The organism is Ruoffia sp. FAM 26254, assembly GCF_045528545.1.
GTDB classification, from domain to species: domain Bacteria; phylum Bacillota; class Bacilli; order Lactobacillales; family Aerococcaceae; genus Ruoffia; species Ruoffia halotolerans.
Window position 1 is genome coordinate 1 of record NZ_JBGQQY010000031.1, and the last position, 23,921, is coordinate 23,921.

The 23,921-nt window shown below is 37.5% G+C and carries 18 protein-coding genes; all 18 read right to left on the bottom strand.

Annotated elements, in window-relative coordinates; translation table 11 throughout:
• Positions 1 to 146: 146 nt before the first annotated feature.
• The 18 genes from tuf to tilS all read right to left on the bottom strand — a co-directional run bounded on the left by tuf (position 147) and on the right by tilS (position 23,675).
• On the bottom strand, positions 147 to 1,331 hold the full coding sequence (gene tuf, locus ACEN3Z_RS08030; protein ID WP_407090449.1) for an elongation factor Tu: 1,185 nt from the start codon (positions 1,329 to 1,331) through the stop codon (positions 147 to 149).
• A 148-nt stretch (positions 1,332 to 1,479) separates the two neighbouring features.
• Positions 1,480 to 3,561, bottom strand: a complete 2,082-nt coding sequence (fusA, locus tag ACEN3Z_RS08035) for an elongation factor G (RefSeq protein WP_407090450.1) — start codon at positions 3,559 to 3,561, stop codon at positions 1,480 to 1,482.
• Positions 3,562 to 3,644: 83 nt separating this feature from the next.
• The gene (gene rpsG / locus ACEN3Z_RS08040; protein ID WP_138405197.1) at positions 3,645 to 4,115 is read right to left on the bottom strand and encodes a 30S ribosomal protein S7; all 471 of its coding nucleotides are present in this window, start codon (positions 4,113 to 4,115) and stop codon (positions 3,645 to 3,647) included.
• Between the two features lie 43 nt (positions 4,116 to 4,158).
• Positions 4,159 to 4,569, bottom strand: coding sequence for a 30S ribosomal protein S12 (gene rpsL / locus ACEN3Z_RS08045; RefSeq protein WP_138405198.1), 411 nt, complete (start codon positions 4,567 to 4,569; stop codon positions 4,159 to 4,161).
• Between the two features lie 255 nt (positions 4,570 to 4,824).
• Complete coding sequence (locus ACEN3Z_RS08050; RefSeq protein WP_407090451.1) at positions 4,825 to 5,112, bottom strand: GNAT family N-acetyltransferase; 288 nt, start codon at positions 5,110 to 5,112, stop codon at positions 4,825 to 4,827.
• A 90-nt stretch (positions 5,113 to 5,202) separates the two neighbouring features.
• Positions 5,203 to 6,648 (bottom strand): lysine--tRNA ligase, encoded by a 1,446-nt coding sequence (gene lysS / locus ACEN3Z_RS08055; RefSeq protein WP_407090462.1) that lies wholly within the window; start codon positions 6,646 to 6,648, stop codon positions 5,203 to 5,205.
• Between the two features lie 155 nt (positions 6,649 to 6,803).
• Positions 6,804 to 7,679 (bottom strand): Hsp33 family molecular chaperone HslO, encoded by an 876-nt coding sequence (gene hslO, locus ACEN3Z_RS08060; RefSeq protein ID WP_407090452.1) that lies wholly within the window; start codon positions 7,677 to 7,679, stop codon positions 6,804 to 6,806.
• 206 nt (positions 7,680 to 7,885) lie between these two features.
• A complete protein-coding gene (locus tag ACEN3Z_RS08065; protein ID WP_407090453.1) occupies positions 7,886 to 9,451 on the bottom strand; it encodes an acyl CoA:acetate/3-ketoacid CoA transferase in 1,566 nt (521 codons plus the stop codon).
• A 94-nt stretch (positions 9,452 to 9,545) separates the two neighbouring features.
• Positions 9,546 to 10,517 carry an NAD(P)H-dependent flavin oxidoreductase gene (locus ACEN3Z_RS08070; RefSeq protein ID WP_407090454.1) on the bottom strand — a complete coding sequence of 324 codons (972 nt, stop codon included), beginning with the start codon at positions 10,515 to 10,517 and terminating at the stop codon, positions 9,546 to 9,548.
• A gap of 102 nt (positions 10,518 to 10,619) precedes the next feature.
• Positions 10,620 to 11,567: a LysR family transcriptional regulator gene (locus ACEN3Z_RS08075; protein WP_407090455.1), complete on the bottom strand. Its 948-nt coding sequence runs from the start codon at positions 11,565 to 11,567 to the stop codon at positions 10,620 to 10,622.
• Positions 11,568 to 11,633: 66 nt separating this feature from the next.
• Positions 11,634 to 12,419, bottom strand: a complete 786-nt coding sequence (locus ACEN3Z_RS08080) for an enoyl-CoA hydratase/isomerase family protein (RefSeq protein WP_407090456.1) — start codon at positions 12,417 to 12,419, stop codon at positions 11,634 to 11,636.
• Positions 12,420 to 12,456: 37 nt separating this feature from the next.
• Positions 12,457 to 13,644 carry a thiolase family protein gene (locus ACEN3Z_RS08085; RefSeq protein ID WP_407090457.1) on the bottom strand — a complete coding sequence of 396 codons (1,188 nt, stop codon included), beginning with the start codon at positions 13,642 to 13,644 and terminating at the stop codon, positions 12,457 to 12,459.
• A 29-nt stretch (positions 13,645 to 13,673) separates the two neighbouring features.
• The gene (locus ACEN3Z_RS08090; RefSeq protein WP_407090458.1) at positions 13,674 to 15,932 is read right to left on the bottom strand and encodes a 3-hydroxyacyl-CoA dehydrogenase NAD-binding domain-containing protein; all 2,259 of its coding nucleotides are present in this window, start codon (positions 15,930 to 15,932) and stop codon (positions 13,674 to 13,676) included.
• Positions 15,933 to 16,022: 90 nt separating this feature from the next.
• Positions 16,023 to 17,228 (bottom strand): acyl-CoA dehydrogenase family protein, encoded by a 1,206-nt coding sequence (locus ACEN3Z_RS08095; protein WP_407090459.1) that lies wholly within the window; start codon positions 17,226 to 17,228, stop codon positions 16,023 to 16,025.
• A gap of 313 nt (positions 17,229 to 17,541) precedes the next feature.
• Positions 17,542 to 19,077 carry a class I adenylate-forming enzyme family protein gene (locus ACEN3Z_RS08100; protein ID WP_407090460.1) on the bottom strand — a complete coding sequence of 512 codons (1,536 nt, stop codon included), beginning with the start codon at positions 19,075 to 19,077 and terminating at the stop codon, positions 17,542 to 17,544.
• Positions 19,078 to 19,325: 248 nt separating this feature from the next.
• Positions 19,326 to 21,449 (bottom strand): ATP-dependent zinc metalloprotease FtsH, encoded by a 2,124-nt coding sequence (gene ftsH / locus ACEN3Z_RS08105; RefSeq protein ID WP_338490006.1) that lies wholly within the window; start codon positions 21,447 to 21,449, stop codon positions 19,326 to 19,328.
• A 102-nt stretch (positions 21,450 to 21,551) separates the two neighbouring features.
• Positions 21,552 to 22,094: a hypoxanthine phosphoribosyltransferase gene (gene hpt / locus ACEN3Z_RS08110; protein WP_338490008.1), complete on the bottom strand. Its 543-nt coding sequence runs from the start codon at positions 22,092 to 22,094 to the stop codon at positions 21,552 to 21,554.
• A gap of 120 nt (positions 22,095 to 22,214) precedes the next feature.
• Positions 22,215 to 23,675, bottom strand: a complete 1,461-nt coding sequence (tilS, locus tag ACEN3Z_RS08115) for a tRNA lysidine(34) synthetase TilS (protein ID WP_407090461.1) — start codon at positions 23,673 to 23,675, stop codon at positions 22,215 to 22,217.
• Positions 23,676 to 23,921 lie beyond the last annotated feature (246 nt).

The following is a 23,921-nucleotide window of genomic DNA, read 5'->3' on the forward strand; positions in this document are numbered from 1 at the left end:
AGCCAAGTGAATTCTCCTTTTAGTAATGTATGGTAACTTTATTATATAGGAATTCACTGGCTTTTGTGTACATACAAAAAAAGGTGTCAGTGAGATTTCTCTCACCAACACCAAAAATTCAAGAACCGTTTAATTGTGGTTTGGAATTATTGTTCGATTGAAGTAACAGTTCCGGCACCAACAGTACGTCCACCTTCACGGATAGAGAAACGAGTTCCATCTTCCATAGCGATTGGGTGAATTAATTCTACAGAGATAGTTACGTTGTCACCAGGCATTACCATTTCAGTTCCTTCTGGTAATTCGATGATTCCTGTAACGTCAGTTGTAGTAAAGTAGAATTGTGGGCGGTAGTTATCGAAGAATGGAGTATGACGTCCACCCTCTTCTTTAGATAATACATAAATCTCAGCAGAGAATTTAGTATGTGGTGTAATTGAACCTGGTTGAGCTAAAACTTGTCCACGTTCGATGTCATCACGTGTCACACCACGTAATAATGCACCAATGTTATCTCCCGCTTCAGCGTAATCTAACATTTTACGGAACATCTCAACACCAGTTACAGTAGTTTTTTGAGTATCTTTGATACCAACGATTTCAACTTCGTCACCTACTTTAACTTGTCCACGTTCTACACGACCAGTAGCAACTGTACCACGACCAGTAATTGAGAATACGTCCTCAACTGGCATCATGAATGGTTTGTCGATTTCACGAGCTGGTTCTGGAATGAATGTATCTACAGCTTCCATTAATTCTAAGATTTTAGCTTCGTAATCAGCGTCGCCTTCTAAAGCTTTTAATGAAGAACCAACGATTACAGGAACATCGTCTCCTGGGTAATCGTATTCTGATAATAAGTCACGAACTTCTAATTCAACAAGTTCTAATAACTCTTCATCATCAACCATATCAGCTTTGTTTAAGTATACTACGAAGTGTGGCACACCAACTTGACGTGATAATAAGATATGCTCACGAGTTTGTGGCATTGGTCCATCAGCAGCAGATACTACTAAGATAGCACCGTCCATTTGAGCAGCACCAGTGATCATGTTTTTAACGTAGTCCGCGTGACCTGGCGCATCGATATGTGCGTAGTGACGGTTAGCAGTTTCATACTCAATATGTGAAGTATTGATTGTGATTCCACGTTCTTTTTCTTCAGGTGCGTTATCGATTGAAGCGTAGTCTTGAGCTTCACCAAAACCATTTTTAGCTAAAACTGTTGCGATTGCAGCAGATGTAGTTGTTTTACCGTGGTCAACGTGACCTAAAGTCCCAATATTAACATGGGGTTTCGTACGTTCAAATTTTTCTTTTCCCATTATTTAATCCTCCTAAAATATATGTAACCTATTATAGATTATTTCCTAATCTATCAAAATGATTATACCGTGAAAGGAAGGTAAATTCAACCATTTACCTCCACATATTCACGTTTATAGCAAGCTTTCTGCTTAGTTATAAAGCAGATTATCTACCGCTATGTTTCTCGATGATTTCTTCTTGAATTGATTTTGGAACAGCTTCATAGTGGTCGAATTGCATTGTAAATGTACCACGACCTTGAGTAGATGAACGTAACGTTGTCGCGTAACCGAACATTTCTGCTAAAGGAATGAATCCTCGAACGATTTGTGCGTTACCACGAGCAGTTGTACCTTCGATGCGTCCACGTCTTGAGTTCACGTGTCCCATTACATCACCTAAGTATTCTTCAGGAACTGTAACTTCTACTAACATCATTGGTTCTAAGATTGCTGGATCAGCTTTCTTAGCAGCTTCACGTAATGCTAATGAAGCAGCAACTTTGAAGGCAGTCTCAGAAGAATCGACATCATGGTAAGAACCATCGTAAAGCTTAGCTTTAACGTCGATTAATTCGAATCCTGCTAATACACCGTTTTCCATTGCGTCTTTAAGTCCTGCATCTACTGCTGGGATGTATTCACGAGGAACTACCCCACCAACAATTGCATCCTCAAATTCGTATCCGGCACCTTCTTCGTTAGGTGAGAATTCAATCCAAACGTGTCCGAATTGTCCTTTACCACCTGATTGACGAACGAATTTACCTTCTGCTTTAGTAGCAGCACGGAAAGTTTCACGGTATGAAACTTGTGGTGCACCAACACTTGCTGAAACTTTAAATTCACGTTTTAGACGGTCAACGATGATATCTAAGTGTAACTCACCCATACCAGCGATGATTGTTTGTCCAGTTTCGTGATCAGTTGTCGCACGGAAAGTTGGATCTTCTTCAGCTAATTTAGCAAGAGCTGCAGACATTTTGTCTTGGTCAGCTTTTGAATCTGGTTCAATTGCAACGTTAATAACTGGCTCTGGGAATTCCATTGATTCAAGAATCACTGGCGCGTTCTCAGCACATAAAGTATCACCAGTTGTTGTATTTTTAAGACCTACCGCAGCTGCGATATCTCCTGAGAATACTTCTGGGATTTCTTCACGTGAGTTAGCGTGCATTTGTAAGATACGACCAACACGTTCACGGTTATCTTTAGTCGCATTTAGAACGTATGAACCGGCAGCTAATGTACCAGAATATACACGGAAGAATGTTAGACGTCCTACGAATGGGTCAGTCATAACTTTGAATGCTAAAGCAGCAAAGTCTTCTGAATCATCAGCATGATGTTCTAAAGTATCTTCTGTTCCTGGTATAGTACCGATAATTGGTGGTACTTCTAGTGGTGATGGTAAGAAATCAACAACACCGTCTAGTAATAATTGTACCCCTTTGTTCTTGAATGAAGAACCAACATAAACTGGGTAGAACTCAACCGCAACTGTCGCTTTACGGATTGCCGCTTTAAGAGTTGCGACATCGATCTCTTCACCTTCTAGGTAAGACATCATAATGTCTTCATCTAAATCAGCGATAGCTTCAATTAAGTTTGTACGCCATGTGTCAGCTAATTCTTTCATGTCATCAGGGATTTCAATTTCTTCAACGTCTTCACCTAAATCATCATGATAGTGGTATGCTTTCATGTCAATTAAGTCGATGATTCCGTCAAAGTCATCTTCTGCACCAATTGGTAATTGAACAGGGTGAGCATTTGCATCTAAACGGTCGTGAAGTGTTTCAGTCGCGTTTAAGAAATCAGCACCAAGTTTATCCATCTTATTGATATATACAATACGAGGAACACCGTAAGTTGTAGCTTGACGCCAAACTGTTTCAGTTTGAGGTTCTACACCTGATTGAGCATCTAATACAGTTACTGCACCATCAAGTACACGTAATGAACGTTCTACCTCTACGGTAAAGTCCACGTGACCTGGAGTATCAATAATGTTTACGCGGTGGTCATTCCATTGTGCAGTTGTAGCTGCAGATGTAATTGTAATACCACGCTCTTGTTCTTGCTCCATCCAGTCCATTTGTGATCCACCATCATGAGTTTCACCAATTTTGTGAATACGTCCAGTATAGTAAAGGATACGCTCAGTAGTTGTCGTTTTCCCTGCATCAATATGGGCCATGATTCCGATGTTACGCGTTTTATCAAGAGAAAATTCTCTCTTTGCCATACTATTTTACCCCTCTTTCAAATATATAATGAGTAATTGTCAATCGCCTATGCAAATCCTTGCATAAAACAGCCAACCAATTTCTACCAGCGGAAGTGCGCGAAGGCTTTATTGGCTTCAGCCATTTTGTGCATGTCTTCACGTTTCTTAACAGAAGCACCTGTATTATTAGCTGCGTCCATTAATTCACGTGCAAGACGTGTTTCCATTGTTTTCTCCCCACGTAAACGTGAGTATTGAGTTAGCCAACGGATAGCTAAAGTATAACGACGTTCTGGACGAACTTCAATAGGAACTTGATAGTTAGAACCTCCGACACGACGAGCTTTAACTTCTAACAATGGCATAATATTTTCGATTGCTTGTTCGAAGACTTCTAATGGCTCTTGACCTGTTTCTTCACGAATAATATCGAAAGCTGAGTATAAGATTTTAGAAGCTTTTCCACGTTTACCATCAACCATGATACGGTTAATTGTACGTGTAACTAATTTTGAATTGTAAATTGGATCTGCTAAAACTTCACGTTTTGCTACATTACCTTTACGAGGCATTCAAACTCCTCCTTTCATAAGGAATTAATTTTATTTTTTATATTTATTTAGGTTTTTTTGTTCCGTATTTAGAACGGCTTTGACGACGTTCAGAAACACCAGCTGTATCTAACGCTCCACGAACGATGTGGTAACGTACCCCTGGTAAGTCTTTTACACGTCCTCCACGGATTAACACAACACTATGTTCTTGTAAGTTGTGCCCTTCTCCTGGAATGTATGCTGTAACTTCCATTAGGTTAGATAAACGAACACGCGCGTATTTACGTAACGCCGAGTTAGGTTTTTTAGGTGTCATAGTACCAACACGAGTACATACACCACGTTTTTGTGGTGACATAGTAGTTGTTGAAGTACGTTTATAACTGTTATATCCAACGTTTAAAGCTGGAGAGTTCGATTTAGTCGTTTTAGACTTACGTGGTTTATTAACTAATTGATTAATTGTAGGCATGAATTGTCCTCCTCCCGTCTTCTTTTCTTAGTCCACACATCCAAGTGTGTCATTTTATAGTAAAATTCAATAAACAACTTTTCAGTTGCTTAAGATAAGAGTTTTAAAGCAGTCAGCACGACTGATGACCAGGAATCTGTCATTAAAACACCTTAGGTATAGTATCATGAGGATTTACTTTCGTCAATAGTCTTGAGCATTTTTTTCAAAAAAAACCGACTATTTGTTAATTTTAAACAAATAGTCGGAAATATGTTATTTATCAGCGTTGATAAAGTCATACTTTTCAGGTTCTTCTTTGAATTTTCTCACAACATATGGACAAGTCGCTTTGATTTTCTTACCTTCTTTGTCCATTTCTGATACTAATTCATCTAAAAGTTTACCTGCAATTCCTTGTCCTCTTAATGCGGGGTCTATAAAAGTATGATCAGCGACTACCACTTGGTTGTTTGATGAGCTTGGTGGAAACGTAATTTCCGCTAATAGCTTATCTGCTTCGTCACGATATACAATTGCGTTACCTTCTCTTTTAAACTCCATTAAATCGCCTCCTTGACGTCTATATACATAGTTTACCATGGATAGATGATTTAATTAAATTTAATGCTTGAACGAAAAGTCTAGAAGCTATTAGTTGTTACGTAAAGTTGGGAATAATAATACATCACGAATAGATTGCGCGTTTGTTAATAGCATAACTAGACGGTCAATTCCGATTCCTAACCCACCTGTTGGTGGCATACCGTATTCTAATGACTCTAAGAAATCTTCATCCACTGGATGCGCTTCGTCGTTTCCTTGATCTTTCTCTTCCATTTGAGCTTCAAAACGCTCACGTTGGTCAACTGGGTCTGTTAACTCAGTAAAGGCATTGCCATATTCATGGCCGGCGATAAATAATTCAAAACGATCTGTAAATCTTGGATCTTCTTGGTTTTTACGCGCCAAAGGTGAAATTTCTACTGGATGTCCAAATACAAACGTTGGTTGAACAATAGTATCTTCACATTTATCTTCAAAGAAATTATTAATAATATGTCCAACGGTTGTATCATGGTCGTTGACAGTCACATGATGTTCTTTAGCTAAAGCTTTTGCTTCTTCATAAGACATTTCTTGCCAGAAATCAACGCCAGTCGTTTCTTTAATAATATCTACCATATGAACACGACGCCATTCTGATTCTAAATCAATCGTTTGATCGTCATATTCCAATACACCAGAGCCTAATACTTTATTAGCCACATGTTTAATTAATGATTCTGTTAAATCCATGACATCCGTAAAAATACTGTATGCAGTATATACTTCTAACATAGTAAATTCAGGGTTATGTGTTGTATCCACACCTTCATTACGGAATACACGACCAATTTCGTAAACTTTCTCAAAACCACCAACTACAAGACGTTTTAGATGTAATTCTAAAGCGATTCGTAAATATAATTCCATATCTAAGGCGTTATGGTGTGTAATAAATGGTCTGGCATTTGCTCCACCTGCGATATTATGTAAAACCGGTGTTTCAACTTCCATATAATCATTGTCATCTAAATAACGACGGATTTCTGAGATGATTTTAGATCGATTCACAAAACGTTCACGACTCTCATCATTACTAATTAAGTCTAAGTATCGTTGACGGTAGCGTTGTTCTATATTCGCTAAACCATGATATTTATCAGGCAATGGACGTAAAGCTTTAGTTAATGGAGTGAAAGACGTTGCACGAACGGATAATTCACCCGTATTTGTCTTGAATAAATATCCTTCAACACCAACGATATCCCCCAAGTCAGCTTGTTTGTACCAATCATAGCTTTCTTCACCAATCATATCCTTACGTACATAAAGTTGAATACGGCCTTTCATATCTTGAATATGGGCAAATCCTGCTTTTCCTTTACCACGTTTAGACACCATACGTCCTGCAACTTTTACGTTAATTTTTTCAGCTTCTGATAATTCTTCTTTAGTAAGGTGATCAAATTCACTTACGATATCTACTGAATAGTGTGTTCTTGTAAAACCAGCATCAAATGGGTTGACGCTATCTGATTCTAACATTGAAGTCATCTTTTCACGACGAACTAATAGTTGGTCATTTAACTCTTCATGTGTTTGTTCTTGATTATCACTCACGTTATTCACTCCTCATTTACTTTATTACTTCTCTTAAAAATTAAAGCACATCTAACAAACAAATACAATGCTTGTCTTTATTATCTATATTAGGCTTCTTCTACTAATGCAGTCAATTCCTCTTCACTAAACAGATAGGCTTCATTACAGTAATGACAGACTACTTCTGCTCCATGATCTTCGTCAATCATTGCCTGAATATCGTCTTTGCCTAATAATTTTATTCCATCAGAGAAACGTTCCTTCGAACAATGACAGTTAAAGCGGACATCTAAATAATCTAAAATCTTAGAATTACCTTCGCCAACTAATCTATCTAGTAATTGTTCTACAGTTAGACCGCTATTTAATAGATCAGATACCCGACCTAAATTATTAATTTTACCTTCTAAAGCAGAGATAGTTTCTTCTGTTGCCCCTGGCATGACTTGAATCATAAAGCCGCCGGCTTGTGCAACAATATCCCCTTTATCAACTAAAACACTTAGTCCAATAGATGAAGGCGTTTGTTCTGACACCGCCATATAATAGGTAAAGTCTTCTGCAAGCTCCCCACTGATTAATGGCACTTGGCCTGTGTAAGGTTCGTAGTTTTCAATTTGTTTACTAACTTTTAAGAACCCTGGTAAGCCTACAGCACCTTTGACATCAATTTTGCCTTCTTCATTTGAATCTAAGGCAACTTGTGGGTTATTTACAAAACCTCTCAAGTTCATTTTTGCATCACTTGTCACTAGGATTCGACCTATTGGTCCTTCCCCTGTGACATCTGCAGTTATTTGGTCATTCCCTTTTAAATTCGCAGCGAGTAAGGCCGTCCCAATTAACGTTCTCCCTAATGCAGCTGTTGCAGTGCGCCAAGTATCGTGACGTCTTCTTGCTTCTTCAACTGTATTTTTCGCATCAATTACATACACTTTAACTTGCCCATCAAAGGCAAGCGCACGTAATAATTTATCAGTCATATGTTCATTCCTCCATGAAAATTCCATGTTGCATTGTAATGTATTCCCTTTTTATTTTCAACTAACATATAATACCACACATTCTTTAGTGAAATCATCATCAAATGGTCTTTTCTCACTTTCACATATCTTACCACCAAGTCAGTGAAAATACACAGAATATAAAGAAGCTCTCCAAGATTTCACTTGTAAGAGCTTTGTTTTATTTATTCTTTTATATAGTCTCTTAAACTCCATGATTCACTGTAGTAACTTGAGTCAATCACTTTCAGTTTGTCTGAAATCAGAGGTTCAAACTCCATCCAATCTAAGATATCTTTTTCTAAGTCTAATCCTTGAGCAATTTCTGTTAGCACGAGTTTTGAATTTTTATTAATTTCAAATACAGCTCTGTCCGTTACAATGATGATTTCTTTGCCATTAGCAATGGCTTCTTTACTTGAGAATGTAATATGCGACAAGGCAGATTTAAACTTCTTATCGACACCTGCGTGATTAATGACGAGTTGCCCATTCTCTACGCTAGTTTCCCCTTTAACAGTAAAGGTCCCAATAAAGATTATTTTTGAAGCACTTGCTGAAATATCGATCATACCACCTGGACCAATGAGCATATCTCCAATTTGTGTAGTATTCATATTCCCATTAACATCCATCTGACCAAAGCCCAACACAGTTGTATCTATGCCACCCCCGTGATAATAATCAAACATATCTAATGTATTGATAATCGCATCTGCATTATAGTTCGTACCATAATTATAATCTGAGGCTGTCATTCCACCGATTGCACCTAAGTCTGTGTTCAGAGTGAACTGTTCTAATAGATTGGCCTCATTAATTAACCGTGACACTTTATCTGCCATTCCAACGCCAATATTGATAAAACTGTTTGGCTTTAACTCTCGCACCGCCCGTCTTGCGATTACTGTTTTGTTATCGAGGGGTAACTTCCGACTCTTCACTTTTGGTGTTCTAATTTCATTGGATAAGAGCGGACTATACTGGGTCATAAAGGTTTGTTGATGGTATTCTGGTTTAGCTTTTACAACATAATCAACAAGTACACCTGGTACGTCAACTTCTTTAGCTGGGAGCGTTCCAGTTGCTACGACGTCCTCAACTTGAGCAATGACAATTCCACCCGCGTTCTTTGCTGCCATCGCAAGTGTGAGTGCTTCGAGTTTCAAAGGCTCATGAATAAATGATAAGTTTCCTTTAGGATCTGCATAGGTCGCTTTGATAAAAGACACATTGATGGGTAAAGGTTTAAAATACAACCATTCTTCCCCCTTTACTTTAGTAACTTCTACCAATTCTTCGGCTGCTTTTGCACGGTCATTAATGCGCCCACCCTCTTGGCGAGGATCTACAAACGTTCCAATACCAACTTTACTCCACACACCCGGCCCTTTCGCTGCTGCATCTCGGTAGAGTTTACCAATGATTCCTTGTGGGAGCATATACAATTCATACTGATTTGCTAGAGCAGCTTTTGCTGATAAAGGCGCCCCACTCATGTGCGTTCCGATAAAACGCTTTAACAAGCCGGGTTCAAGCAAGTAATCCATACCTGTTCCTTCGCCACGACTTATTCCAGCCACAGCCATTAAAGTAACATCTTTTGGATGTTGATGTTTTTTGTAGTAGGCACCCAGTTCTTTTAATAGCTCTTCTGGCATACCTCCTAAACCATATGTCGTCGTTGCAAGCTGAGCTTGATCTGGAACATATTGCATGACATCTTTTACTGATATTTCTTTTGTATCCATCTATACACCTCTTAAATTGTTGTTAAAAAAGTAGACTCAGTGGTTGCCACTCAGTCTACTCAATGAATTTTTATTTAGTTGACCTTTAATTCGCTTAATTTGAATTTAATTGTGTCATACGTGTGTGCACTTGATTAAAGTCTTTGAGCATTTCAGTGAAGATATCTGATACCGGTTTAATCTCATGGATTCGACCAATACCTTGTCCCATACTTAACTGTGAACCATCGATATCCCCATCTTTCATCGCTTCATAAGAGCGTCTACCTGAAATTAATGGCATCAACTCTTCTAAAGTCGCTCCATTCGCTTCTGCTTTAAGAATATCTTGAGCCATCTTATTATTAGCGACGCGCATCGCATTGCGAAGTGACTTCATTGTTAAGACTGTCCCATACTCTGGAACGGATAATAGGGCTTGGCGATAAGCATCAGATGCATTCACTTCAGGCGTCGCTAGGAACCGAGTGGACATTAACACACCGTCCACTCCTAATGCCATGGCAGCATACATACTCTTACCATCAACAATCCCTCCAGCTGCAAGAACAGGTACATCCAATTCTTCAGCTGCTTTTGCCCAAAGGATTTGACCACTGACTTGATCTAAGCCTGGATGTCCACCGCCTTCTGCTCCAACCATTGTAATGATATCCGCGCCATCGGATTGAGCCGCTAAAGCGTGTCGAATTGACGTTACTTTATGGATGACAATAATGCCTGCATCTTTCAGTGGTTTAATGAATTTGTCCGGTCTTTGTCCTGAGGTTTCAACAACCGGTACCTTTTCTTCAATTAATACTTGAATATAATCATTAATGACCGCTGGCATCACAACTTCTGGCACTAAAGAAATATTAAAGGCAAAAGGCTTATCAGTTAAACTGCGCACTTTTTGAATTTCTTCTCGCAAGGCATCAACATCTGGAAAAGCCATCGCTGGAACAATTCCTAATCCCCCTGCATTAGATACCGCTGAAGCTAACTCCGCTAGCGACATATATTGCATGGCTCCTTGAATAATTGGGTACTTAATATTTAATAGTTCAGTGACTCTTGTTTGCATCGAATCATCTCTCCTTCATTTTTCGATGATGATAGAGCGATGATTTCAAACAAATAACAAACTATTTCCTGTTAAGTTTTGTTACCCGTTCCTAGCTCATATCTAATCATCTAATAAAAAATCGTATTTTAATGTATCATTTTCAAAATGGAAATTATTATATATAGATTGAAAAACAAAATCTTCCACTTTAGAATAATGCTTCTTCTTCTCTCGCATTAATGTCGGGATATACGGAATTGGATCCTCAAAACGCTTTTCTACTACACCCATTTGGTTTAGTCTTGAAATAAACATACTAAAGTAAACTGTCGGTAAAAGAGCGATTAATTCGTTGTAGATCACTGTTTCTATCATATAATCCCAAGAACTTGAGGTAAATAATTGCTTTGCTGTACTGTTATTTTCTTTTAATTTGTCTTCTACAAAATAATAGACGGCATCTTTTTTGTTATAGGTTACATAATGATAGCTGTCTAAGTGGTTCCATTTTAGTAAACGTTTTGTAACGAGTGGATGATCTGGTCCCATAAAGGCGACCACTTCAGTTCGAACTAAGGGATGTACTTCATATTTTGACGTATTAAAATCTTTCGGCGGTGCTAGAACTGCGATATGAATAACATTATCTTCTAGCATCTGTTGTAATTCATTCGTGCCTGCTTCAACAATTTCGATATGTGCATCTGGATTCTCTATCAGAAAGCGAGGTATAAACTTATTAAAGAAAAAACGTAAATACGTTGGGTGAATCCCAATTTTTATCGTCCCTTTTTGGAATAAAGATTCTCTTTCAATGACATGTTCAAGTCCATTATATTGATTTAATACTTTTAATGCTGATTGATACACATGCATTCCAGAATCAGAAACATTCACAATTCGCCCATTTTTTCGATTGAATAAAGAAACTCCCTGTTGATGTTCAAAGTTTTTAATAAACTGACTCAACGCTGACTGAGAAACATATAAATTCTCAGCCGCGACAGTCAGGTTACAATCTGATTGAACAATTTCTACAAAATATTGCATTTGACTAATTTCCATCATTCTAAGCACCTCAAATTCTTAATATATCTGGATAGTATTGTATGCTTACAGTGTATCACAGCAATACTAATTTCCTTTGAATTTTGGTTGCCTTTTACTTAAAAATGCTGCAACCGCTTCAGAATGATCATCACTTAACGAACTAGCCCTCATATACTTCGCTTCTAAAAGGTTCGTATCATCCATTTGAGGATATAAGATACTCGCTAATAATGCTTTTTGGTGCGCTATTGTTTGAGTCGGCCCATGAGCTAGCTTTTGAGCTAATGCTTGGGCTTCATCAAGTAAATCTTCATCTGCAACTTTACTATAAGCGAGGCCATATTCGACTGCCAATTCCGCATCAATCGGTTCATTCAACATAATATGTTTCATCGTTCGGTATGATCCTAAAGCTTGTTGTAAATTGTACATCAAACCAGTATCTCCCGGGAAAGCCATATTAATAAACGCCGTAAGTAAGCGACTCTGAGTCCCCATCACAATGAAATCACATGATAATGCGAGTCCTAAGCCTGCTCCTGCAGCCACACCATTAATGGCTGCAATCACGGGTTTTGAATTTTGTCGGATACTTCGAACCATTTCTCCTGTTTTAAGGACACCGTCTTCTGGTATTCCTTGTCCGGTATCAATGAGGTGTTGGAAGTATTTAACATCTCCTCCTGCACAGAAATACTTTCCTGCACCTGTTAAGATAACCGCCTTTACTTCTGGATTTTGATCGATATCTGCCATTACATCAATAATTTCTTGATACGTCGTTTCTGAAAAAGCATTTCCATACTCTTCTCGATTAATTATAACGGTCGCGACTTGGTTCTCTATTGTGTATAGAATCGTTTGATACATTACTTATCTCCTTACTTTCATTGATTAAGGTTTAGTACTAATGAATATATTCAAAAATACCTGCAGCACCCATACCGGCTCCGATACACATTGATACCATTCCATATTTCGAACCTTTACGTTTACCCATCTCGGCTAATAAGCGTGATGTCAGCACGGCTCCGGTTGCACCCAGTGGATGTCCTAAAGCAATTGCTCCTCCGTTAACGTTTGTAATATTTGTGTTTATTCCTAATTCACGAATTGAAGCTAGCGCTTGAGAAGCAAAGGCTTCGTTTAATTCGATTAAGTCCAAATCTTCTAGTTTTAAGCCCGTTAATTCTAAAACTTCTGGAATAGCATAGGCTGGTCCGATCCCCATATATTTCGGATCGACTCCTACAGCTTTATAACCAACAAAGCGGGCGATTGGCTTCATGCCTAATTCTTTTACCTTTTCGCCTGACATGATGACAACAAAACTTGCGCCGTCACTTACTTGCGATGATGTTCCTGCAGTGACAGATCCGTCTGCTTTAAAGATTGTTCTTAGTTTCCCTAAAGTTTCAGTTGTTGATTCTGGACGAATTCCTTCATCTTTGTCGAATTTTACCTCTTTAACTTGAGGTCCATTTTTTGTGTATTCAACTTTATGTGTTGTTACGGGGATGATTTCATCATCAAAGCGTCCTTCTGTTTGTGCAGCATGTGCACGTTGATGACTTTGCACTCCAAATTCATCCTGATCTTCTCGAGTGACATTATATTTAGTTGCGACATTTTCAGCAGTGAGTCCCATTGGATACGAAACACCTGAATCTTCTGCTTGTAGTGTAGGGTTGTTTGTTACTTCATTGCCTCCCATTGGGACTGAACTCATGAACTCAACTCCACCTGCTACCAATACTTCTGATTGACCAGCCATAATGGCATTTGCAGCAATGGCAATCGTTTGTAATCCTGATGAGCAGTAACGGTTCACTGTCTGTCCTGCAACAGAGTAAGGTAATCCTGCTCTTAAAGCAATCGTACGAGCAAAATTCATACCTTGAATTCCTTCTGGGAAGGCACAACCAACAATCACATCTTCGATAAGCGCTGGATCAAAGTCGCCATCAACACGATCGATGACACCCTTTAATACTTCAGCTGCAATATCATCTGGACGGTCGTTGGCAAGGGTTCCATTCGCTTTTCCTTTTCCAATAGCCGAACGTCCATAAGCAACGATATAAGCATCTTGCATAATTAATTCATTCCTTTCAAGTTTCCGTATTAATTTCTTAACGGTTTGCGCGCTTGTAACATATGCGAAATTCGTTCGAATGTCTTTTGATTTTTACTTAATTTTAGGAAATGTTGTTTCTCAAGATGTTGTAACCATTCTTGATTAACATAGATTCCTTCTGGGAGCTCTCCACCTGTCATTACATCTGCAATCGCAAGTCCTAACTCCATGTCATAATCACTAATAAAGTGTCCTAAGCGCATTGAATCTAATTGCCCTTCGACCACTGCTTTAAAGTTTGTTCCTAAGGCTGGGAAGTTAACTTTTGTTCTTTGAATGTAATTTACTTTAGTTAAATAAGTTAATTTCTCAATGGCTACGTCCACAACTTTATCCGCATTCATAATAATGTCATCTGACCCTCTTAAGTAATATTTACGACGGGCTTCATAAGCACTCATTGAAACATCTCCAGATGCAATACGTGTAATAACTGCACCTAAAGTCTTCATCTTACTTGCTTTTTGCTCGTCTCGAGTCATCACGCGTTCTGTTAATTCTGCTAGGCCGCCGCCACCAGGAATAAGTCCTACACCGACTTCAACTAAACCGATATAACTTTCTGCCGCTGCTACAACATAAGGAGAGGCTAACATTAGTTCGGCTCCACCACCTAAAGCGCGTCCTCTAACTGCTGTAACAATCGGTTTACTACTGTAGCGAACGCGGTTCACTGCTTCATGTAACTCGCTTATTGTTTTACCTATTAAAGTATCGACTTCCTCGAGTTCTATAGCTTTCTTCATCATATTCAAGTTAGCTCCCGGACTAAAATGTGGTCCATCCGAGTAAATAACCATTCCAGAATAATGACCTGACTCTAACTCGTCTACAGCTTTTATCAGCCCTTTTGTTAATCCTTCATCAATGGTGTTGTTTGGTGTCTGGAACTTGAATAATAATTGATCCGTGTTTATTACACTTAATGTTGTATCGTCATCTTTCCAAATTTCTTTCTCTATACGATCTTCAATCGGTGTAATATTTTCAAGTACTTCGCCTTCCTTATAGAAGCTTTCTGTTCTATTTGCTACCCATTCAGGTAATTCCCCTACTTCTGCTTGGATTCTTTCTTTCACACGGTCAAAGCCCATTAAATCCCACAGTTGGAAAGGTCCGACTTTCCAGTTAAAGCCCCAAACCATTGCACGATCAATGTCTTTATAATCTTTTGCCGCTTTAGGAACATTATTTGCCGCATAGAAAAATGTGCTTCTCAAAGTTTTCCATAAGAATTTACCCGCTTTGTCTTCTGCATTAAAGATAACATCTAAGTTTTCTTTTAAGTCACGTCCAAAATGAGATAATATTTCTAATTGAGGTTTGCTTGGCTCGACGTACTCCATAGTTTCGGGATCTAATACTAGACGTTTACGTCCTTCTTTTTTGTAGAATCCATAACCTGCTTTATTTCCCAAAGCTCCTTTTTCTAATAGTTTTGGTAAAAGCGATGAATTGTTGAAGTAAGGTTGCTCACTAGGATCTTTCATTAATCCACCTACAACAAAGGCAGCAATATCATTTCCGACTAAGTCTGATAAACCATAAGTTCCTGTTCGAGGTCTTCCAATTGCTTTACCTGTTAAAGCATCCACCTCAACAATTGATAAGCCGTTACGCTCTGCACGGTACATAATGTCTGCCATCGCATGTGTTCCTGTTCTATTGGCGATAAAGGCTGGGACATCATTAGCAATCACAACACCCTTTCCTAAGACATCTTCTGAGAATTGTTTAACTACTTCTACCGTTTCTTCAGATGTATTCTTCGTTGGAATAATTTCTAATAATTTCATATAGCGCGGTGGATTGAAGAAATGCATCCCTAAGAAACGTTCTTGTTCGCCGCTTTCGAACACTTTAGCAATTGCTTCAATTGGGATTCCAGATGTATTTGTTGCTAGAATTGCTTCTTCTTTAGCGACCTGTTTAATCTTTGTCCAAATATCGTGCTTGATTTTAATATCTTCTTTAACAGCTTCAATAAAGATATCTGAATCTGATGGTTCCACTAAATCATCAGCAAAATTTCCATAAGATAAGTTCCCTTCGAAATTTAAATCATATAACATCGATTTCTTTTTGTTTGTAATTCTGTCATAACCCGCTTTAGATAGTTTATTACGATCTTCTTCGTCAATTACAACGTCTAATAATTGCACTTTAATCCCTGCATTTACAAGTAGGGCTGCAATTTGACTTCCCATGACACCTGCACCTAATACGGTTGCTTTTCTAATTGTCATTATTATTTCCCTCCAAAATATATCGTTTTACTTTAAAAGTGACTCAGCCATTTCCAAATTTGTTTGGAAATGACTGTCACTTGATAAATATTAGTTAAATGCTGATTGTCCAGTCATTGCTCGTCCAATTACTAAGGCATTAATTTCGTGTGTACCCTCATATGTATAAACAGCTTCTGCATCAGAGAAGAATCTTGCGATATCGTAATCGACAACAATTCCGTTCCCCCCACAAATTCCACGACCCATTGCTACAGTCTCACGTAAGCGAAGAGCATTAATCATCTTACCTACTGAAGTAACGATTTCATTGTAGTCACCATTCTCTTGTTGGCGAGCAATTTGTGAACAAAGGGCCATTGCAGATGTTACGTTTGCTTGCATCATCGCTAATTTCTCTTGAACTAATTGGTAATTTGAGATGTCTTTTCCAAATTGTTTACGTTCAGTTACATATTTAAGGGTTGCTTGAAGTGCACCTGCCATCGCTCCTGTCGCCATGAAAGCTACGCCTGCACGAGTTGAGTAAAGAACTTTAGCAATATCCTTGAAACTATTGATGTTTTGTAGACGATCACTTTCATCAACTACGACATCTTTTAAGTGAATATTTGCGTTTGGTACAATACGAAGTGCAATTTTATTTTCAATAACGTCAATATCTAATCCTTCTTGACCTGCTTTGACGATAAAGCATTTTGGTTTGTTTGTTTCTTCGTCTCTTGCATAAACTGGGATTAAGTCAGCGACTGATGCCCCACCAATCCAACGTTTAGCTCCATTAAGAATCCATTTGTCACCTTCACGACGTGCTGTCGTATCTAAACCCCACGCAACGTCAGATCCATGATCAGGTTCTGTTAAAGCGAAGCAAGTACGTAATTCATGACTCGCTAATTTAGGGACATATTTTTGAACTTGCTCTGGACTACCTCCAAATAAGAAAGAATTAAACCCTAATCCTGAGTGAACTCCCATTAAAGTGTTTAATGATACGTCGAATCTCGACATAGCAAAGGCGAAGAAAAATTGGAATAATTGACTCGTTTGTTTCTTACCTTCTCGCCCTTCGAATAATAAGGGGTTTGTATAGTATCCTAATTTACCGATATCTTCAAAAAATCCTTCTGGCACTTCAGCATCAACCCAAGCTTGATTAACTACTGGACGATACTTTGTTTCTAGCAGCTCCACTAACTGTCTTAAAAACTCAACTTCTCCATCTGTTAAACCTTCGCTAATGTTTAAAATATCCTCAGGGAATAATTGTTTTAATACTTCTTTTCTGTTGTCCATTTTTAATTGCCTCCTAAAATTTTCAATAACATGTATTACTTACACAAAAATGATAACGTTTACAATTCATATAATACGCTGTTAATTAGACCCCGTGAAATAACGGAACCTTATCTTATACATTAGAATGCTTAATAAAGAAGCGTATTATTATTTTTGCTCATTTAAACGGTTGAGTTATTAGCACAACTAATAACTTTCATAAGAACTACATGGGTAAACGGCTGTCCTGAGCGGAAGTTTATCATTGTGTATTATGTAAACTTAATAGACAGCATAAAAAAATCCCGACTATTCAGCCGGGACTTCAACCTTAAATATTCAATTCATCAGTTATTGTTGATTTTGCATAGTCATTCATCATCTTCCCTAGTTCTAGACGATCTGGCTTTCCAACAGAGTTTACTGGAATTTCATCAATCTCTAAGTATAGTTTTGGTACTTTATAACCTGCAAGGTTTTTCAAGCAGTATTCATCTAAGACTTCTCTGTAATTATCTGAACCGAGGGCTTCTTTATTCAGCATGATAGCCGCAGATACAGATTCACCAAATTTAGGATGTTCATATCCTAAGACAATTGCTGAACGAATGAGAGGATGTTGACTTAGAATAGCTTCGACTTCTGATGGTAGCACGTTTTCTCCACCTGTAATAATTAATTCTTTCAGGCGGTTAACAATCGTTATTTCACCTAATTCATTAATAAAGCCCATGTCTCCGGTTCTAAAGAAGCCATTATGAAAGGCTTTTTCATTCTCTTCTGGTAAATTCCAATAGCCTGGGGTAACATTTTTACCTTTAACGATTAATTCACCAATGTCTCCCACTGGAACTTCCTCTAAATCTTCATTGACAATTTTCGCATCGACAAACATTAGCGCTTGACCAATAGATTGTGGGTTGTTCACCGCGTATTCGTATTTATTAAATGTTAATAATGGTGCTTCAGTTAAACCATAGGCATTAATTATAATTTTACCCATTTGTTGGAATACTTTTTGTACCGCTGGTAATGGCGGTGATCCTCCTGACACAAGCAACTCAATATTCATAACATTCTCAGGTTTAAATTCCGGATGAGCAATAATTGCATAATACATCGTTGGAATTAAAACTAAAACCGTCGGTTCATACTTTACAATCCAATCATTAATCGTCTCATGATTGAAGTATCTTTCTAATACAACCGTTCCACCTACCATTAACATTGGGATAACAATATCAATAAAACCTAAGATATGGAACATAGGCGCACTCGCAATTGTTTTCCAATCACTCGTCATATTCCAAGATAAGTTTTGATTAAAACTATTATTTAAATAACTTTCATGCGTGTGTATAACACCTTTAGGTCTCCCTGTTGATCCACTTGTATAAATTAACATAGCGATATCTTGTAAGTCTAAATTAACACTCTCAAATGGTGTATAATTCTCAAGATTCACGATTTCATTATATTCCGGTCCATCAACATTGTATTTAATAAATTCCTGCGGAACTTCAGTCAGTCGTTCAAGATGATTAGTTGCGTAAACGATATATTCTAAACCAGCATCTTTAACTACTTTTCCAATTTCGATCGGTTTTAATCTCCAATTAAGTGGAACAAAAACAGCCCCAATTTTTATCGCAGCCAACAGAAAATCAATAATGGCAATATCATTCGGGACAAAGGTACCAATACGGTCTCCTCGTTTAACTCCTTCATTCTCCACTAAATGTCGTGCTAACATTTCAGCACGTTGATTTAGTTGTTCATAAGTAAATTCCGTTTGTTTAATAGGATCAATTACAGCCACCTTGTCAGGTGTGTCAATCGCACGCGTTTTTATCCAATCCAAATTCATTGTCTTATTCTCCTTAGACTTTAAATTTGTAAACGCTATCATTTTTTGTTACTTTCATTTTACTAAAGATAATCGATTTGTCTAGTGTTTTATTGCTTATTATAAATTTTTATATGTGTTTCACTCTCAATTTCCCCACATTCTTTCGTTAGAAACCCCAACATATCAGTCTTTTTATTAACATATTTCTAAATTGAAAAAACAAAAAAATCGACTATCCAAAATGGATAATCGATTTCTTTCATGAATTATAAATCTCTGTCTTGATTAATGTGAGAATTTCTTTCTTCTGTGTCATCAGATGGTACTTCATCTGGTTCAACATAAGTTGTCTCTTCTTCAGCACGATCATAAACATCTGAATGATTTTCATCATCTTTTGCTTTTTCTTTCGCATCTTTGAAGCTATCAGGTTCATCTGGTAATTCTGGTTTATCCTTTGAATCTGTATCTTCAGGCGCAGGCATTTCGCCTGTTTCGAATAAAGATTTGATCGCTCTTTGATCTAATGTTTCGATTTCTAATAACTTTTCAGCAATAGTATTCAACTGTTCACGGTGTTCATTAATAATATTATGTGCATCAGTTAACGCTTTGTCTGTAATACGACGAATTTCTGAGTCGATTTCATAAGCAATTTGTTCAGAATATGTCACACTTTGACCATATTGACGGCCAGCAAAAGGTTTTTGATTCCCTTCATATTGAACAGTTCCTAATTTTTCAGACATACCATATTCTGTAATCATTGAACGAACAATTTGAGTCGCTTGTTGGAAGTCATTACTTGCCCCAGTTGATTGGTGATTAAACACAATCTCTTCAGCAGCACGTCCTCCAAGTAAACCAACAACTTGTTCGTATAATTCTTTCTCAGTAATGATATATTGATCTTCTTTAGGAAGCATAATTGCATATCCACCTGCACGTCCACGAGGAACGATTGTTACTTTATGAACGACACGCGCATCGCTTAATACCATACCAACAATTGTGTGTCCTGCTTCGTGATAAGCAACGGTTTCGCGTTGTTTCACTGACATTTCACGGTTTGTTTTAGCTGGTCCAGCAATGACACGGTCATGTGCTTCATCAATATCTTCTGCATGGATAGATGTATGATCAACACGAGCAGCAATTAAAGCCGCTTCGTTTAGTAAGTTTTCTAAATCCGCACCAGAGAAACCTGGTGTTTGTTGTGCGATTACTTTTAAATCTACATCATTAGCTAATTGCTTGTTACGTGAGTGAACTAATAAGATTTCTTCACGCCCTTTAACATCAGGGTTACCAACTAGAATTTGTCTATCAAAACGACCCGGACGCAGTAAAGCAGGGTCTAAAACATCAGAACGGTTAGTTGCAGCCATAACGATAATACCTTCGTTACCTTCGAAACCATCCATCTCAACAAGTAATTGGTTAAGTGTTTGTTCACGTTCATCGTGTCCTCCACCCATACCAGCTCCACGTTGACGACCTACGGCATCAATCTCATCAATGAAGATAATCGATGGTGCATTTTTCTTAGCATTTTCGAATAAGTCTCTTACACGACTCGCCCCAACACCGACAAACATCTCAACGAATTCAGAACCTGAGATACTGTAGAATGGAACGCCTGCTTCACCAGCAACAGCTTTAGCTAGTAACGTTTTACCAGTACCAGGAGGCCCTTCTAAAAGAACACCAGCGGGTATACGCGCACCTAACTTTGTAAAGCGATCTGGATCTTTTAAGAACTCAACCACTTCAACTAATTCTTGTTTCTCTTCTTCTGCACCTGCAACATCAGAGAAACGTACTTTGACTTTTTGTTTTGAAACGTCTTTTGATTTAGATTTTCCAAAGTTCATCACGCCTTTTCCGCCGGCAGAACCTTGTTGAGTCATTGAATAAATTAAGAAGAATGTCGGGATTAATAAGATTAAGAATGGTAAGAAACTTAACCATAATCCTGCACTTGATTCCGGAATTGTTTGAATTGTAGTATCATTCTCTAAAGCAACATCCGTCACCATATTCAACGTTGCATCATTACCTAAAATAGTTGTTTCAAATAAACTTACTTCATTAGATCCTTGTATAACTTGTAAAAAGTTATCTTCCTCTTGCTCAACAGTTTCATTAGGCGTTCGGTATTCCCCACGAACTGAATACGCCCCAGATCCGATTTGAATTTCAAAAGTTTCAATGTTTCCACTTTCTAATTCACTCATAAATTCAGACGATGATATCTCTTCAGTTTGCCCAGCATAACCTAGGTTACCTGAGAATACTTGAAACATACCAATAATCGCTAAAAATATTAGGATGTAGGGTAAAGTTCCCCGAAAGAAATTACGATTCGGGTTTGGATTTCGATTATTCATTTATCTATCTCCTCCTTGCATACATATTATTATGTATCTTAGTTATAATAGCATAATTGAGCGGATTTACACTACAATATTGCTTTTTCATTGAATTTAAAATTATTGATAAATCTCAGGTTTTAGTACACCGATGTATGGTAAGTTACGATATTTTTGTTCAAAGTCAAGACCGTATCCAACCACGAATTCGTCTGGTACCTCTAAGCCTACGTAATCTGGAATAATATCTTTCATTACGCGGCGCTCTGGTTTATCTAATAACGTACATACTTGAACAGATGCAGCTTTACGATATTTGAATAAATCCACTAAGTACTTCAATGTGCGACCTGTGTCGATAATGTCTTCCACGACTAGAACGTGACGTCCTTCTAGATGTGTGTCTAAATCTTTAATGATTTTTACTTCTCCAGAAGATTCAAATGCATCACCGTAACTTGATACATCCATGAAATCAATCTCTAAATAGACATCCATTGCTCGAACAATATCTGCCATAAAAATTGAAGCCCCACGTAGTATTCCAACAACTACAACCTCTTTGTCTTTATATTCTTTCGTTAACTGTTCACCTAAGCGATTCACAGTTTCTTGAATCTCCTCGCGGGTTACTAATACTTCTTTTATGTCTTGTTCTAACATTTAGTTTCTCCTTTATTTTGTATTATCATCTATTCTTAACGCCGATTCTCATCCTTCTACTTATAAATAAAAGCGAAAGCGTCATATTATTGATGTTATGAAGTAAATGTTACCATAATTTCAAGAAATATTCTCGCTTTTTTGATATATAAATACATGAGTTTGCTTTTCTTCCAAATTAATGTAAGTTTTATCCTTACTAATCGGTGGCAACATTCCTAGTATCGTCCCTTCACTATTTTCAATAACCCAATAATCTTCACGTTTTGATTTTGGTATTTTTTGATCGATCATGATTCGTGATACTTTCTTATGATAACTTGTTCCATCCGGTCGACGCAAAGTTAACGTGTCTCCATTCTTTCGATGGCGTAATGTTATACTTGGTCTTCCTTCAGCTAAAGATAAAGGTATTTCAACATACAGATTTTTCTTTAAATCTGTCGCAATCGCATCAATATCAAATACACCCGCTAATTCTTTCTCACTCAATTCGTACCAGTGATTAAACTGCTCAATCTTAATCTCACTTTGCTTAGCTACTTCACTGTCGTAATCTTGAGGTTGTATCCAAATATAATCGTATTCTCTTAATGCCACCCAGTTATTCGCTATATTAATCAACATATTCGGAGCATCTGTTTGTCTAATGAGTTGTTCTAATTGCTTAACAGCCGCTTTATTATAAGTTTGAATTTGGTGAATTAGTCTTTCTTCCAAAAAAATAGCTAAGTATACTTGCATTAAATCCTCAGATAATTCTAGAAACTTAGGGACATATAAAAGCCATCGTCCCTGTGACAATTGCATCAACAGTTCGGGTTCTTTCTGTAAATACTGCTTGAAGTGCGCATCATAGCTTGCCTCCAACTGCTGTGATAGAAGAAGTAAATTAGATAAGAACTGCGGATTTTCTTCTTCAAAAAAAGGCAACATCTTATATCTCATACGATTACGCATATAAGTCATATCCGTATTCGTTTGATCTTCATTATAAGGGATATGATGTTCTTTAGCATATTCAATGATTTTTTCCTTTTTAGTTGAACTTAGTGGTCTTAAGACACGAACAGACTTCGAATATTTCGTCGAAGTAGTCAATATACGTTGGTAGTTAGAGCGAATTCCGCGAACACCTCGTAAGGAAGTCCCTCGGATTAAACGCATTAATACGGTTTCACCTAAATCATTCAAATGATGTGCTGTCATTAAGGTATCGCTATTTGTCTTAACCATGATATCTCCAAAGAATTGGTAACGAGCATCTCTCGCATTGGCTTCAACATTCACTGAAGCTGGTTTGTCCCAGTGACTAATAAAGTAAGTTAACTTATACTTTTGGGCGTACTCTTTTACCAATTGGGCATCTTGGTCACTTTCTTCTCTTAATCGATGATTAAAGTGGGCAACAATTATTTCTTTTCTTTCTTCTTTTGGTAATTGTTCATTTATTTGAAGCATGATTGTCAATAATACCATTGAATCTATGCCTCCAGAGACGGCAAGTAAAATACGCTTACTCTTAAACCATTCGGGCCATTCATTCAATAATTGTTTGACGTTATATAATAAATCACACATTCATCAGCACCTCGCTTTCTCAGTAACGAAGTATATTTTAACACGATTAGAAATAAAGTATAGAATAAATATATTAACTATACATTAATTGTATTAAACTTTCGTCATTATTTTTTTGGAACTCTGGGAGTGTCAATAATTATGTGTAAATGAAGTACTCCTTCTATAAAATCGATTTATTAATTTGTTAATCTTTCAAACATTTTTTCTAGCTCTGCTTCAGCTTGTTGGAAGCCGCGGTGAATC

Excerpts from the sequence above, each read along its gene's own strand:
- hpt (WP_338490008.1), bottom strand. The coding sequence starts at position 22,094 with ATGTTAGAACAAGACATAAAAGAAGTATTAGTAACCCGCGAGGAGATT.
- rpsL (WP_138405198.1), bottom strand. The coding sequence starts at position 4,569 with ATGCCTACAATTAATCAATTAGTTAATAAACCACGTAAGTCTAAAACG.
- ACEN3Z_RS08065 (WP_407090453.1), bottom strand. The coding sequence starts at position 9,451 with ATGGATACAAAAGAAATATCAGTAAAAGATGTCATGCAATATGTTCCA.
- ACEN3Z_RS08070 (WP_407090454.1), bottom strand. The coding sequence starts at position 10,517 with ATGCAAACAAGAGTCACTGAACTATTAAATATTAAGTACCCAATTATT.
- tuf (WP_407090449.1), bottom strand. The coding sequence starts at position 1,331 with ATGGGAAAAGAAAAATTTGAACGTACGAAACCCCATGTTAATATTGGG.
- ACEN3Z_RS08095 (WP_407090459.1), bottom strand. The coding sequence starts at position 17,228 with ATGGACAACAGAAAAGAAGTATTAAAACAATTATTCCCTGAGGATATT.
- tilS (WP_407090461.1), bottom strand. The coding sequence starts at position 23,675 with ATGTGTGATTTATTATATAACGTCAAACAATTATTGAATGAATGGCCC.
- ACEN3Z_RS08080 (WP_407090456.1), bottom strand. The coding sequence starts at position 12,419 with ATGTATCAAACGATTCTATACACAATAGAGAACCAAGTCGCGACCGTT.
- fusA (WP_407090450.1), bottom strand. The coding sequence starts at position 3,561 with ATGGCAAAGAGAGAATTTTCTCTTGATAAAACGCGTAACATCGGAATC.
- ACEN3Z_RS08075 (WP_407090455.1), bottom strand. The coding sequence starts at position 11,567 with ATGATGGAAATTAGTCAAATGCAATATTTTGTAGAAATTGTTCAATCA.
- ACEN3Z_RS08050 (WP_407090451.1), bottom strand. The coding sequence starts at position 5,112 with ATGGAGTTTAAAAGAGAAGGTAACGCAATTGTATATCGTGACGAAGCA.
- ACEN3Z_RS08100 (WP_407090460.1), bottom strand. The coding sequence starts at position 19,077 with ATGAATTTGGATTGGATAAAAACGCGTGCGATTGACACACCTGACAAG.
- ftsH (WP_338490006.1), bottom strand. The coding sequence starts at position 21,449 with ATGAATAATCGAAATCCAAACCCGAATCGTAATTTCTTTCGGGGAACT.
- ACEN3Z_RS08085 (WP_407090457.1), bottom strand. The coding sequence starts at position 13,644 with ATGCAAGATGCTTATATCGTTGCTTATGGACGTTCGGCTATTGGAAAA.
- hslO (WP_407090452.1), bottom strand. The coding sequence starts at position 7,679 with ATGACTGATAAATTATTACGTGCGCTTGCCTTTGATGGGCAAGTTAAA.
- rpsG (WP_138405197.1), bottom strand. The coding sequence starts at position 4,115 with ATGCCTCGTAAAGGTAATGTAGCAAAACGTGAAGTTTTAGCAGATCCA.
- lysS (WP_407090462.1), bottom strand. The coding sequence starts at position 6,648 with ATGACTTCAATGTTAGAATCAGATAGCGTCAACCCATTTGATGCTGGT.
- ACEN3Z_RS08090 (WP_407090458.1), bottom strand. The coding sequence starts at position 15,932 with ATGACAATTAGAAAAGCAACCGTATTAGGTGCAGGTGTCATGGGAAGT.